Source organism: Pseudomonas sp. SWRI111, from assembly GCF_014268555.1.
GTDB classification, from domain to species: domain Bacteria; phylum Pseudomonadota; class Gammaproteobacteria; order Pseudomonadales; family Pseudomonadaceae; genus Aquipseudomonas; species Aquipseudomonas hamedanensis.
Genome location: NZ_JABWQQ010000003.1, coordinates 238,767 through 251,974, shown reverse-complemented (window position 1 = coordinate 251,974; position 13,208 = coordinate 238,767). Strand labels below are relative to the sequence as shown.

The 13,208-nt window shown below is 57.9% G+C and carries 12 protein-coding genes and 2 tRNA genes; all 14 read left to right on the top strand.

Annotation, left to right across the window (positions count from 1 at the left end; genetic code table 11):
* Positions 1 to 33: 33 nt before the first annotated feature.
* Positions 34 to 663 carry a 23S rRNA (uridine(2552)-2'-O)-methyltransferase RlmE gene (gene rlmE / locus HU755_RS06660; protein ID WP_186547347.1) on the top strand — a complete coding sequence of 210 codons (630 nt, stop codon included), beginning with the start codon at positions 34 to 36 and terminating at the stop codon, positions 661 to 663.
* A gap of 202 nt (positions 664 to 865) precedes the next feature.
* On the top strand, positions 866 to 2,773 hold the full coding sequence (gene ftsH / locus HU755_RS06655; protein WP_101158080.1) for an ATP-dependent zinc metalloprotease FtsH: 1,908 nt from the start codon (positions 866 to 868) through the stop codon (positions 2,771 to 2,773).
* A gap of 8 nt (positions 2,774 to 2,781) precedes the next feature.
* Positions 2,782 to 3,633 carry a dihydropteroate synthase gene (folP, locus tag HU755_RS06650; RefSeq protein ID WP_186630991.1) on the top strand — a complete coding sequence of 284 codons (852 nt, stop codon included), beginning with the start codon at positions 2,782 to 2,784 and terminating at the stop codon, positions 3,631 to 3,633.
* Positions 3,634 to 3,649: 16 nt separating this feature from the next.
* Entirely contained in the window at positions 3,650 to 4,987 is a 1,338-nt protein-coding gene (gene glmM / locus HU755_RS06645; protein ID WP_186547345.1) for a phosphoglucosamine mutase, read from the top strand.
* A 65-nt stretch (positions 4,988 to 5,052) separates the two neighbouring features.
* On the top strand, positions 5,053 to 5,808 hold the full coding sequence (tpiA, locus tag HU755_RS06640) for a triose-phosphate isomerase (protein WP_186547344.1): 756 nt from the start codon (positions 5,053 to 5,055) through the stop codon (positions 5,806 to 5,808).
* A 4-nt stretch (positions 5,809 to 5,812) separates the two neighbouring features.
* Entirely contained in the window at positions 5,813 to 6,196 is a 384-nt protein-coding gene (gene secG / locus HU755_RS06635) for a preprotein translocase subunit SecG (RefSeq protein ID WP_016771756.1), read from the top strand.
* Positions 6,197 to 6,218: 22 nt separating this feature from the next.
* Positions 6,219 to 6,304: transfer RNA gene (locus tag HU755_RS06630), tRNA-Leu, on the top strand.
* Between the two features lie 97 nt (positions 6,305 to 6,401).
* Positions 6,402 to 6,478: transfer RNA gene (locus tag HU755_RS06625), tRNA-Met, on the top strand.
* Between the two features lie 138 nt (positions 6,479 to 6,616).
* Positions 6,617 to 7,075 carry a ribosome maturation factor RimP gene (rimP, locus tag HU755_RS06620; RefSeq protein ID WP_186630990.1) on the top strand — a complete coding sequence of 153 codons (459 nt, stop codon included), beginning with the start codon at positions 6,617 to 6,619 and terminating at the stop codon, positions 7,073 to 7,075.
* Positions 7,076 to 7,122: 47 nt separating this feature from the next.
* Entirely contained in the window at positions 7,123 to 8,604 is a 1,482-nt protein-coding gene (gene nusA / locus HU755_RS06615; protein WP_024011569.1) for a transcription termination factor NusA, read from the top strand.
* Between the two features lie 27 nt (positions 8,605 to 8,631).
* Positions 8,632 to 11,163, top strand: a complete 2,532-nt coding sequence (gene infB, locus HU755_RS06610) for a translation initiation factor IF-2 (RefSeq protein WP_186618637.1) — start codon at positions 8,632 to 8,634, stop codon at positions 11,161 to 11,163.
* A 159-nt stretch (positions 11,164 to 11,322) separates the two neighbouring features.
* Positions 11,323 to 11,724 (top strand): 30S ribosome-binding factor RbfA, encoded by a 402-nt coding sequence (gene rbfA, locus HU755_RS06605; RefSeq protein ID WP_016771753.1) that lies wholly within the window; start codon positions 11,323 to 11,325, stop codon positions 11,722 to 11,724.
* Positions 11,725 to 11,728: 4 nt separating this feature from the next.
* Positions 11,729 to 12,646: a tRNA pseudouridine(55) synthase TruB gene (gene truB, locus HU755_RS06600; protein WP_024011571.1), complete on the top strand. Its 918-nt coding sequence runs from the start codon at positions 11,729 to 11,731 to the stop codon at positions 12,644 to 12,646.
* Between the two features lie 142 nt (positions 12,647 to 12,788).
* Entirely contained in the window at positions 12,789 to 13,058 is a 270-nt protein-coding gene (gene rpsO, locus HU755_RS06595) for a 30S ribosomal protein S15 (RefSeq protein WP_016771751.1), read from the top strand.
* The last annotated feature ends 150 nt before the right edge of the window (positions 13,059 to 13,208 follow it).

Below are 13,208 nucleotides of genomic sequence, written 5' to 3'. Positions count from 1 at the left end.
AATTAATCACGACCCTTATCATCGAGGTGCCCAATGGCGCGTTCCAAGACAAGCCTTGGTTGGCTGAAAAGACATGTCAACGATCCTTATGTGAAGCAGGCGCAGAAGGATGGCTACCGCTCGCGTGCGAGTTACAAGCTTCTGGAGATCCAGGAAAAATACAAACTGATCCGTCCGGGCATGAGCGTGGTCGACCTCGGCGCCGCGCCGGGTGGCTGGTCGCAGGTCACCAGTCGGCTGATCGGCGGGCAGGGACGTTTGATCGCCTCGGACATTCTGGAGATGGACAGCATCCCTGACGTGCATTTCATTCAGGGCGACTTCACTGAGGATGCCGTGCTTGCCGAGATTCTCGAGGCCGTGGGTAATTCACAGGTGGACCTTGTGATTTCCGATATGGCCCCCAATATGAGTGGTACGCCCGAAGTGGACATGCCCAAAGCCATGTTTCTCTGCGAGCTGGCCCTTGATCTGGCGGAGCGGATACTCAAGCCCGGTGGCAATTTCGTCATCAAGATTTTCCAGGGCGAAGGGTTCGATGTTTATCTGAAGGATGCTCGCAAGAAATTCGACAAGATCCAGATGATCAAGCCAGACTCCTCCCGTGGCAGCTCCCGTGAGCAATATATGTTGGCTTGGGGCTACCGCGGCGGTAATGAATAAAACGGGTTTTTTCGGTGGGGCGATAGGTTTTTCATATTTCGCTCTGCCTGCATAAGCGAATATTGTGTAGAAAGTGTTTCACAAAGGGTTACAGACGGCGCCTGCCAGAGTTGTAGGTAATGTAGTAAGTTAGGCCGGTGAATATCATGCGAAGCGCGCGCCAGTAGCGGAGCTTGCTTCAGAGGGTAGTTAATTGAACGATATGGCAAAGAATCTGATCCTGTGGTTGATCATCGCGGCTGTCCTGGTGACGGTGATGAACAACTTCTCCAGCCCTAACGAGCCGCAGACCCTCAACTATTCCGACTTCATCCAGCAGGTCAAGGATGGCAAGGTCGAGCGCGTAGCCGTTGATGGCTATGTGATTACCGGCAAGCGCACCGATGGCGACAGCTTCAAGACCATTCGTCCGGCCATTCAGGACAACGGCTTGATCGGCGACCTGGTCGACAATCATGTAGTGGTTGAAGGCAAGCAGCCTGAGCAGCAAAGCATCTGGACCCAGCTTCTGGTCGCCAGCTTCCCGATCCTGGTGATCATCGCGGTGTTCATGTTCTTCATGCGCCAGATGCAGGGCGGTGCCGGTGGCAAGGGCGGGCCGATGAGTTTCGGCAAGAGCAAGGCGCGCCTGCTTTCCGAAGATCAGGTGAAAACCACCCTGGCTGACGTTGCCGGTTGCGACGAAGCCAAGGAAGAAGTTGGCGAACTGGTTGAATTCCTGCGTGATCCGGGCAAGTTCCAGCGCCTGGGCGGTCGCATTCCGCGCGGCGTGCTGATGGTTGGCCCACCGGGTACCGGTAAAACCTTGCTGGCCAAGGCGATTGCCGGCGAAGCGAAAGTGCCGTTCTTCACCATTTCCGGTTCTGACTTCGTCGAGATGTTCGTCGGTGTCGGTGCCAGCCGTGTCCGTGACATGTTCGAACAGGCCAAGAAGCACGCGCCTTGCATCATCTTCATCGATGAGATCGACGCCGTAGGTCGCCATCGTGGCGCCGGTATGGGCGGCGGTCATGACGAGCGTGAGCAGACTCTCAACCAGTTGCTGGTAGAGATGGACGGCTTCGAAATGAATGACGGCATTATCGTGATTGCTGCGACCAACCGTCCAGACGTACTCGACCCTGCGCTGCTGCGTCCGGGCCGCTTCGACCGTCAGGTGGTGGTGGGCTTGCCGGACATTCGTGGTCGCGAGCAGATTCTCAAAGTGCACATGCGCAAAGTGCCTATGGGTGACGACGTCGCTCCGGCCGTGATCGCACGTGGTACCCCGGGCTTCTCCGGTGCCGACCTGGCCAACCTGGTCAACGAGGCCTCGCTGTTCGCTGCGCGCAGCGGCAAGCGTATTGTCGAGATGAAAGAGTTCGAACTGGCCAAGGACAAGATCATGATGGGCGCCGAGCGCAAATCCATGGTCATGTCCGAGAAAGAGAAGCAGAACACTGCTTATCACGAAGCCGGTCACGCCATTGTTGGTCGTGTCGTGCCTGAACATGACCCGGTGTACAAGGTCTCGATCATCCCGCGCGGTCGAGCGCTGGGTGTGACGATGTTCCTGCCGGAAGAGGATCGCTACAGCCTGTCCAAGCGTGCGCTGATCAGTCAGATCTGCTCGCTGTATGGCGGCCGTATCGCTGAGGAAATGACCCTGGGCTTCGACGGGGTTACGACCGGTGCCTCGAACGACATCATGCGTGCCAGTCAGATTGCGCGGAACATGGTCACCAAGTGGGGCCTGTCGGAAAAGCTCGGTCCGCTGATGTACGCCGAAGAAGAGGGTGAAGTGTTCCTCGGCCGCGGCGGTGGTGGTCAGGCTGCCAGCTTCTCCGGTGAGACAGCCAAATTGATCGACTCTGAAGTGCGCAGCATCATTGATCACTGCTATGGCACCGCCAAGCAGATCCTCACGGACAACCGTGACAAGCTCGATGCAATGGCTGATGCGTTGATGAAGTACGAAACCATTGATGCCGAACAGATTGATGACATCATGGCAGGTCGTACGCCTCGCGAGCCGCGCGACTGGTCAGGTGGTACCGGTACGCCTCCGCCGCCCGTCGTGCAGGACGAGCGTCCGGAAAAACCTATTGGCGGTCCGGCTGCTGACGTTTAAGGCTTGAAATGACTTCTGTACAGTCCCTGACCCGGTTGCCTTGCGGCAACCGGGTTCTTGATTTGGCCCAGACGCATGTCATGGGCATTCTCAATGTCACTCCTGATTCCTTCTCAGATGGTGGCCGCTACAGCCAGCTCGATGCGGCGTTGCGTCATGCTGAAGCGATGGTGCTGGCCGGTGCGACACTGATCGATGTCGGTGGCGAATCGACCCGACCGGGTGCGCGAGCAGTTTCGCCGCTGGAGGAGCTTGAGCGCGTAGCGCCGGTCGTCGAGCTGATCAGTCGCGAGCTGGATGTCATTATCTCGGTCGATACGTCGACCCCTGCCGTCATGCGTGAAAGCGCGCGGCTTGGCGCCGGATTGATCAATGATGTGCGCTCGCTCAGGCGCGATGGCGCACTGGACGCGGCGGCGGCAACCGGGCTGCCGGTCTGTCTTATGCACATGCTGGGTGAGCCTGGCGATATGCAGGACAATCCGCAGTATCAGGATGTCACCCGCGAGGTTGGCGAGTTTCTTGTTGAGCGAATGGCACAATGTGCGCTAGCGGGTATTCCTGCCGAACGTATCATCCTCGACCCCGGTTTCGGTTTCGCCAAAACCCTGCAGCACAATCTAAGCTTGTTCAAGCATATTGAAGACCTGCATGCGCTGGGGCGACCGCTGTTGGTCGGCGTGTCGCGCAAGAGCATGATCGGGCACGCCTTGAATCGTCCCGTGGGCGAGCGACTGTACGGCGGTCTGGCGCTGGCGGTACTGGCATCGGCCAAGGGTGCGCGTATATTGCGCGTCCATGATGTGGCGGAAACGGTAGACGTGGTGCGGATGATCGCGGCCGTGGAATCAGCCGAATAAGAATGATGGAGTACTTATGAGCAAGAAATATTTTGGCACCGACGGCATTCGTGGTCGTGTCGGTGTTTACCCGATTACACCTGACTTCATGCTCAAGCTCGGCTGGGCGGCGGGCATGGCGTTCCGCAAGATGGGCGCCTGCAAGGTACTGGTTGGCAAGGACACGCGAATTTCCGGCTACATGTTCGAATCTGCACTCGAGGCAGGTCTGACATCGGCAGGTGCTGACGTGATGCTGCTGGGCCCGATGCCGACACCGGCCATTGCTTATCTGTCGCGTACGTTCCAGGCCGAGGCCGGCATTGTCATCAGTGCCTCGCACAACCCTCATGACGATAACGGCATCAAGTTTTTCTCTGGCAAGGGCACCAAGCTGCCGGATGAGGTCGAGTTGATGATCGAGGAATTGCTCGATGCACCGATGACCGTGGTCGAGTCGAGCAAGATCGGTAAGGTGTCGCGAATCAACGACGCGTCCGGGCGCTATATCGAATTCTGCAAGAGCAGCGTGCCGACCGGTACCAGCTTTTCCGGCCTCAAGATTGTCCTCGACTGCGCCCATGGTGCGACCTATAAGGTGGCGCCCAGTGTTTTCCGCGAGCTGGGTGCGGAAGTTGTCGTGTTGTCGGCACAGCCAAACGGGCTGAATATAAACGACAACTGCGGCTCGACCCATATGGATCAGTTGCAGGCTGCAGTGCTGGCCGAACACGCCGACCTGGGTATCGCGTTCGATGGCGACGGTGATCGGGTCTTGATGGTCGATCACACAGGCGCCATTGTTGATGGTGACGAACTGCTGTTCATTATCGCCCGCGATCTGCATGAGCGCGGAAAGCTGCACGGCGGTGTAGTAGGGACCCTCATGAGTAACCTGGGGCTCGAACTGGCCTTGGCGGATCTTTCGATTCCGTTCATTCGCGCCAACGTCGGCGACCGCTATGTGATTGCCGAATTGCTGGAGCGCGACTGGCTGGTCGGCGGTGAGAATTCGGGCCATATCGTTTGCTTCAATCACACGACCACCGGCGATGCGATCATCGCGGCGCTGCAGGTGTTGATGGCACTGAAGACTCGCAATGAAGGCTTGGCGCAGTCTCGTCAGGCATTGCGCAAATGCCCTCAGGTGCTGATCAATGTGCGTTTCGGTGGTGGCGAAAGCCCGCTGGAGCATCCCGCTGTCAAGGAAGCCAGTGCGCGTGTTACCCAGGCCATGGCGGGGCGCGGTCGAGTGCTCCTGCGCAAGTCCGGGACAGAGCCGCTCGTGCGTGTGATGGTCGAAGGCGAGGACGAAACACAGGTTCGCGGCTACGCCGAGGAACTGGCAAAACTGGTAACTGAAGTTTCTGCCTGATACGGCTTGCCAGCCATGATTGTGTTGGGTAACATCTGCGCCCACTTTGACCGACGAGGTACAGCATGCGTCGCCCTATGGTAGCTGGTAACTGGAAGATGCACGGTACCCGCGCCAGCGTCGCTGAGCTGATCAACGGCCTTCGTCATCTGGCCTTGCCAAGCGGTGTTGATGTCGCGGTATTCCCGCCTTGCTTGCATATCAATCAAGTGATTGATGGCTTGAAAGGCAAGTCGATTTCGGTCGGCGCGCAGAATTCTGCGGTGGAAGCCATGCAAGGCGCATTGACCGGTGAAATTGCGCCGAGTCAGTTGGTGGATGCAGGTTGTTCCCTCGTGCTTGTCGGGCACTCCGAACGCCGCCAGATTCTGGGCGAGCGAGACGGGATGCTGAATCGCAAGTTCGCAGCGGCGCAGGCATGTGGCTTGATCCCGGTGTTGTGTGTAGGGGAAACCCTCGAGCAGCGCGAAGCCGGGAAAACTCTTGAGGTTGTCGGGCGTCAGCTGGGCAGCATCATCGAGGAGCTGGGTGTCGGTGCCTTTGCCAAGGCAGTCATTGCTTACGAGCCGGTCTGGGCCATTGGTACCGGACTGACTGCAACGCCGCAACAGGCTCAGGATGTGCATAAAGCCATTCGCGAGCAGTTGGCGGCAGAGAATTCTGAAGTCGCACGAGGTGTGCGGCTTCTATACGGCGGCAGCGTGAAGGCGGCCAATGCGGTCGAACTGTTCGGCATGCCGGATATCGATGGGGGGCTCATTGGTGGAGCTTCCCTGAATGCAGATGAGTTCGGTGCGATCTGTCGCGCCGCGGGAAACTGAAAAAATGCTGGAAACAGTCGTAGTCGTTTTTCATCTGCTGGGTGCATTGGGCGTAGTTGCTCTGGTTTTGCTGCAGCAGGGTAAGGGTGCGGACGCTGGCGCGTCTTTCGGAGCAGGTGCTTCAAATACTGTGTTCGGAAGCCAAGGTTCCTCTACCTTTCTTAGTAAGTTTACTGCTATACTTGCCGCCGGTTTCTTCATAACCAGCTTGGGGTTAGGTTACTTTGCTAAAGAGAAAGCTCATCAGCTGACTCAAGCAGGATTGCCAGATCCAGCAGTGTTGGAAGTACCTAAGCAACAACCGGCTTCTGATGATGTCCCGGTGCTTCAAGAGCAAAAGTCGGCTACTCCAGCGACTGACGTACCTCCAGCTCAAGAGCAGAAGTAAGAAGGGTTTCAAACGTAGTTTTGCCGAGGTGGTGGAATTGGTAGACACGCAACCTTGAGGTGGTTGTGCCCATAGGGTGTAGGGGTTCGAGTCCCCTTCTCGGTACCAATTAGTCAGGAGAGCCCGCTGTTGCGGGCTTTCTTGCAGGTGGAAGGTTACATTGACCCTAAAAGGGATCGGTCGTATACTTCCGCCCCAGCTTTGTCGCGGGGTGGAGCAGTCTGGTAGCTCGTCGGGCTCATAACCCGAAGGTCGTCGGTTCAAATCCGGCCCCCGCAACCAGTTTCAGGAGCCCCTTTTAAGGGGCTTTTTGTTAGCTGGACACTTCAACGCCGCTGTTCGACGGCGTTTCAAGGATGGGCGTTATGCCCATTTTTTTATTTTGCAAAGCATGCACATATCATGCACTAGGGGGTTCAGGTGTCGAGCAAGCTAGAAGAGTTGCAGGCCTTGCTGGCCCCGGTGGTCGTGGCCCTGGGCTATGAATGCTGGGGTATCGAGTTTTCGTCTCAGGGTAAACACTCGATGTTGCGCGTTTATATCGATAAAGAGGGTGGCGTGCTGGTGGACGATTGCGCCATTGTCAGCCGCCAGATCAGCGGTGTTCTGGATGTTGAAGACCCGATCACCAGCGAATACACCCTTGAAGTTTCCTCGCCAGGCATGGAGCGCCCACTGTTCACTCTTGAGCAGTTCGCCCAGTTCGTTGGTGAACAAGTGAAGATCAAGCTGCGCTCGCCTTTTGAAGGTCGACGCAACTTTCAGGGCCTTCTGCGCGGTGTAGAAGAGCAGGACGTCGTGGTGCAGGTAGAAGACCACGAGTTCCTGTTGCCGATCGATATGATCGACAAGGCCAACATTATTCCCAGTTTTGACTGAGACGCGGATCCCGCGGATCCAATGGCTTGCGAAAGGCGAGGCGTACGATGAGCAAAGAAGTACTGCTGGTTGTTGAGTCGGTATCCAATGAAAAGGGTGTACCGGCAAGCGTAATTTTTGAAGCGCTGGAGCTGGCCCTGGCCACTGCTACCAAAAAGCGTTTTGAAGACGAAGTTGACCTGCGTGTGGAAATCAACCGCCACACCGGTTCTTACGAAACTTTCCGTCGCTGGACGGTCGTCGAAGAGAATGATCTCGATGATCCGGCCATCGAAACCTGGCCAAGCAAGGTTGCTGAAACGCATCCTGGTGCCAAGGTTGGCGACGTCGTCGAAGAAAAAATCGAATCGATCGAGTTCGGCCGCATTGCTGCACAGACTGCCAAGCAGGTCATTGTGCAAAAAGTGCGTGAAGCCGAGCGCGCACAGGTGGTTGACGCCTATCGCGAGCGCCTGGGGGAAATCATCTCCGGCACCGTGAAGAAAGTCACCCGCGACAACGTGATCGTCGATCTGGGTAACAACGCTGAAGCGTTGCTGGCCCGTGAAGACATCATTTCTCGCGAAACCTTCCGTGTCGGCGTGCGTCTGCGTGCGCTGCTCAAGGAAATCCGCACCGAGAACCGCGGCCCGCAGTTGATCCTGTCGCGTACCGCGCCGGAAATGCTGATCGAGCTGTTCCGTATCGAAGTGCCGGAAATTGCTGAAGGCCTCATCGAGGTCATGGCTGCGTCCCGTGATCCGGGTTCGCGCGCCAAGATCGCCGTTCGCTCCAAGGACAAGCGCATCGATCCACAAGGTGCCTGCATCGGTATGCGCGGTTCGCGCGTCCAGGCAGTATCGGGTGAATTGGGCGGTGAACGTGTTGATATCGTGCTGTGGGACGACAACCCGGCGCAGTTCGTGATCAACGCCATGTCCCCGGCCGAGGTTGCGGCAATTATTGTTGACGAAGATGCCCATGCCATGGACATCGCCGTTGGCGCAGACAATCTGGCTCAGGCCATCGGTCGCGGTGGTCAGAACGTACGTCTGGCCAGCCAATTGACTGGCTGGACCCTGAACGTGATGACCGAATCGGACATCCAGGCTAAGCAGCAAGCGGAAACCGGCGACATCCTGCGCAACTTCATCGACGAGCTGGAAGTCGACGAAGAACTGGCTCAGGTGCTGGTTGACGAAGGCTTCACCAGCCTGGAAGAGATTGCCTACGTACCGGTGGAAGAAATGCTCAACATCGACGGCTTTGACGAGGACATCGTCAACGAGCTTCGCGCTCGCGCCAAGGATCGTTTGTTGACCAAAGCCATCGCTACTGAGGAAAAGCTGGCAGACGCCCATCCGGCCGAAGACCTGCTCTCGCTTGAGGGTATGGACAAGGATTTGGCGATGGAACTGGCGGTGCGCGGCGTAATTACCCGCGAAGACCTGGCCGAGCAGTCTATTGACGACCTGCTCGACATCGACGGCATTGACGATGATCGTGCCGGCAAGTTGATCATGGCCGCCCGAGCCCACTGGTTCGAGTAATTAGGCGCGGCCTGAGGAGAGAAGTGCATGACGCAAGTCACGGTGAAACAACTGGCCGATGAGGTCAAAACACCGGTAGAGCGCCTGTTGCAGCAGATGCGTGAGGCAGGTCTGCCGCACACCGCCGCCGACGAAAATGTGACTGACAGTGAGAAGCAATCCCTGCTGACTCACTTGAAGAGCAGTCACAAGGCGAAAGTGGAAGAACCACGCAAGATCACGCTGCAGCGTAAAACCACCAGCACCCTGCGTGTGGCTGGTAGCAAGAGCATCAGCGTTGAAGTTCGCAAGAAGAAAGTTTTCGTACAGCGCAGCCCGGAAGAAATCGAGGCCGAGCGCAAGCGTGAACTGGATGAGCGTCGCGCAGTAGAAAATGCTGCCCGTCAGAAGGCTGAAGAAGAAGCCAAGCAACGCGCCGAAGAAGAAGCGCGTCGCCAGCCTGCTGCCGCGCAGAACGCTGCCAGCAACGCCGTTTCGGCGCCGGCTGCCGCAGCCGAGCCTGTTCGCGAAAGCGCACCGGTGGTTGCCGCTGCTCCAGCGCCATCGGCTGACGTTCGCAACAAGCAGAACGAACAGCGCCGTCCGGACAAGCCACGTGCAGACGACAACAATCGTCGCAGCGGTGGCGGCGATGGCGAGCGCAAAAACGCTCCGCATCGTGCTTCGGTCAAAGAAAAAGCCCCGGCGCCACGTGTGGCACCTCGGACCACCGACGAAGAAAGCGATGGCTTCCGTCGTGGTGGTCGCGGCAAGGCCAAGCTGAAGAAGCGCAACGCCCACGGTTTCCAGAGCCCGACCGGCCCTGTCGTGCGTGACGTGCAGATCGGTGAGACCATCACTGTTGGCGATCTCGCCAATCAGATGTCGGTCAAGGCTGCTGAAATCATCAAGTTCATGTTCAAACTGGGTACCCCAGCGACCATCAACCAGGTGCTTGATCAGGAAACTGCTCAACTGGTAGCCGAAGAACTGGGCCACAAAGTGACCCTGGTCAGCGACACCGCCCTGGAAGATTCCCTGGCCGAGTCCCTGAAGTTTGAAGGTGAGTCGTTCTCCCGTGCTCCAGTCGTGACCGTAATGGGCCACGTTGACCACGGTAAAACTTCCCTGCTCGACTACATCCGTCGTGCCAAGGTAGCGGCTGGCGAAGCCGGCGGTATCACCCAGCACATCGGTGCCTACCACGTTGAGACTGATCGCGGCATGGTCACTTTCCTCGACACCCCGGGTCACGCTGCGTTTACCGCAATGCGTGCCCGTGGTGCCAAGGCGACCGACATCGTGATCCTCGTGGTTGCAGCGGACGACGGCGTGATGCCGCAAACCATCGAAGCGGTTCAGCATGCTCAGGCTGCTGGCGTGCCTCTGGTGGTTGCGGTGAACAAGATCGACAAGCCGGGCGCCGATCTCGATCGCATCCGCAGCGAACTGTCGGTTCACGGCGTGACTTCCGAAGAGTGGGGTGGCGACACACCATTCGTTCCGGTTTCGGCGAAGATGGGTACTGGCGTGGACGAGCTGCTTGAAGCCGTTCTGCTGCAAGCCGAAGTTCTCGAACTGAAGGCAACCCCGTCGGCTCCTGGCCGTGGTGTTGTGGTTGAATCGCGTCTCGACAAGGGCCGTGGCCCGGTTGCGACCGTGCTGGTTCAAGACGGTACCCTGCGCCAAGGCGACATGGTTCTGGTCGGTTCGAACTATGGCCGCGTGCGTGCCATGCTCGACGAGAACGGCAAGCCAATCAAGGAAGCCGGTCCTTCCATCCCAGTCGAGATTCTCGGCCTGGACGGTACCCCGGACGCTGGCGACGAGATGAGCGTGGTTGCCGACGAGAAGAAAGCCCGTGAAGTGGCTCTGTTCCGTCAAGGCAAGTTCCGCGAAGTCAAACTGGCTCGGGCTCACGCCGGCAAGCTGGAAAACATCTTCGAAAACATGGGTCAGGCTGAGAAGAAGACGCTTAACATCGTCCTCAAATCCGACGTCCGTGGTTCGCTGGAAGCGTTGAACGGTGCCTTGAATGGCCTGGGCAACGACGAAGTACAAGTGCGCGTAGTGGGTGGCGGTGTCGGTGGTATCACCGAGTCCGACGCCAACCTGGCACTGGCTTCCAACGCTGTACTGTTCGGCTTCAACGTCCGTGCCGATGCTGGCGCTCGCAAGATCGTCGAGCAGGAAGGTCTGGATATGCGTTACTACAACGTGATCTACGACATCATCGAAGACGTCAAGAAAGCCCTGACCGGCATGCTCGGCAGCGATGTTCGCGAGAACATCCTGGGTGTGGCCGAAGTGCGTGACGTTTTCCGTTCGCCGAAGTTTGGCGCGATCGCCGGTTGCATGGTGATCGAAGGTGTTGTGCACCGTAACCGTCCGATCCGCGTACTGCGTGAAGACATCGTTATCTTCGAAGGCGAGCTGGAATCCCTGCGCCGCTTCAAGGATGACGCTTCCGAAGTCCGTGCCGGCATGGAATGCGGTATCGGCGTGAAGAGCTACAACGACGTCAAAGTCGGCGACAAGATCGAAGTCTTCGAGAAGGTTCAGGTTGCTCGCAGCCTCTGACTCGCGCACTTCAAGGGCCACGATGGGCCGTAGCATGCAAATGCACGGCACAGCGTCCGGACTCTAAACGCAACGCCCGGTCTGGCTTTTGTCAGGCCGGGCGTTTGCCGCTTTCAGACCTTGCGGATCTCACCGCTGGGCAGTAACAGGTAACAAATCATGGCAAAAGAATACAGCCGTACCCAACGTATCGGCGATCAGATGCAGCGCGAGCTGGCTCAACTGATCCGTCGCGAAGTCAAGGATCCGCGCGTCGGTCTCGTCACCATTACCGCTGTGGAAGTGTCCCGTGATGTCGGTCACGCGAAAATTTTCATCACCGTGATGGGCCAGGACAACGCTGAAGACATCGCGCAAAGCATCAAGGTGCTGAATGCCGCCGCAGGTTTCCTGCGCATGCAACTGGCCCGTGAAATGAAGCTGCGCAGCGTGCCGCAATTGCACTTCCACTACGACGAGTCCGTCGTGCGTGGCGCGCACCTGTCGGCATTGATCGAGCGTGCCGTGGCTGAAGACAATCAGCACGTTGCCGCTCCTGCACCTGAAGACACCAAGGAGTAATTCGGTGGCTCAGGTCAAACGTATCCGTCGTAACGTCAGCGGCATCATCCTGCTGGACAAGCCGTTGGGGTTCACCTCCAACGCCGCCTTGCAGAAGGTGCGCTGGCTGCTCAATGCCGAGAAGGCCGGGCACACCGGCAGCCTCGACCCGCTGGCCACCGGCGTGCTGCCGTTGTGCTTTGGCGAGGCGACCAAGTTCTCGCAATACCTGCTCGATTCCGACAAGGGCTACGAGACTCTGGCGCAATTGGGCAAGACCACCACCACGGCCGATGCTGAAGGTGAAGTTTTGCAGGAGCGTCCGGTGACCGTTGGTCGCGCCGATGTCGAAGCGGTGCTGCCAAAATTTCGCGGGCAAATCAGTCAGATACCGCCGATGTACTCGGCGCTCAAGCGTGATGGCCAGCCGTTGTACAAACTGGCACGTGCAGGCGAAGTAGTGGAGCGCGAACCGCGTTCTGTTACTATTGCGCGCTTGGAATTGCTGGCCTTCGAAGGCGATACTGCGCGGCTTGCGGTGGACTGCAGCAAGGGCACCTATATTCGCACCCTGGTGGAGGATATCGGTGAGCAACTCGGTTGTGGTGCGTACGTCGCAGAACTGCGTCGGACCCAGGCCGGGCCTTTTACCCTGGCGCAAACCGTGACCCTCGAAGAGCTGGAAGCGGTACATGCCGAAGGCGGCAACGAAGCGGTCGATCGCTTCCTGATGCCATCGGACAGCGGCCTGCAGGATTGGCCGTTACTGCACTTCTCCGAAGCGAGCGCGTTCTACTGGCTCAACGGCCAGCCGGTGCGTGCCCCGGATGCGCCGAAGTTCGGCATGGTGCGGGTACAGGATCACAATGGTCGCTTCATCGGTATCGGTGAAGTGAGCGAAGACGGGCGCATCGCGCCGCGTCGCTTGATTCGGTCAGAATGACCGGAACCGGTCTGCGAAAGCGGGCCGGCGAGTGTGGCTGTTAACAGGCATGGTCACTACTCATTTATAGATACAGGGATTTGTCCCTGGCCTGTTGAAGCTGTTTCCCTGAAACAGTTTCCTGATAAGGAAGGATTGCCTCATGGCTCTCGACGTTCAAGAAAAAGCTCAAATCGTTGCTGACTACCAGCAAGCTGTTGGTGACACTGGTTCGCCAGAAGTGCAGGTTGCACTGCTGACCGCCAACATCAACAAACTGCAAGGTCACTTCAAGGCCAACGGTAAAGATCACCACTCCCGTCGTGGTCTGATCCGCATGGTAAACCAGCGTCGCAAGCTGCTGGACTACCTGAAAGGCAAGGACGTGAGCCGTTACGCTGCTCTGATCGCTCGCCTGGGTCTGCGTCGCTAATCAGCGATTGCGCTATGAGGTTGGTTGTCTGCCAGACGTCAGCGGTTTTCCGCTGGCGCCTTGCAGGCTCCCAGCCTCAAGTTTTATCTGCAATATGGCTTTACCTGTAACACCCGGACAATTGCCCTCGGGCCGATTCCCGAGATTGCC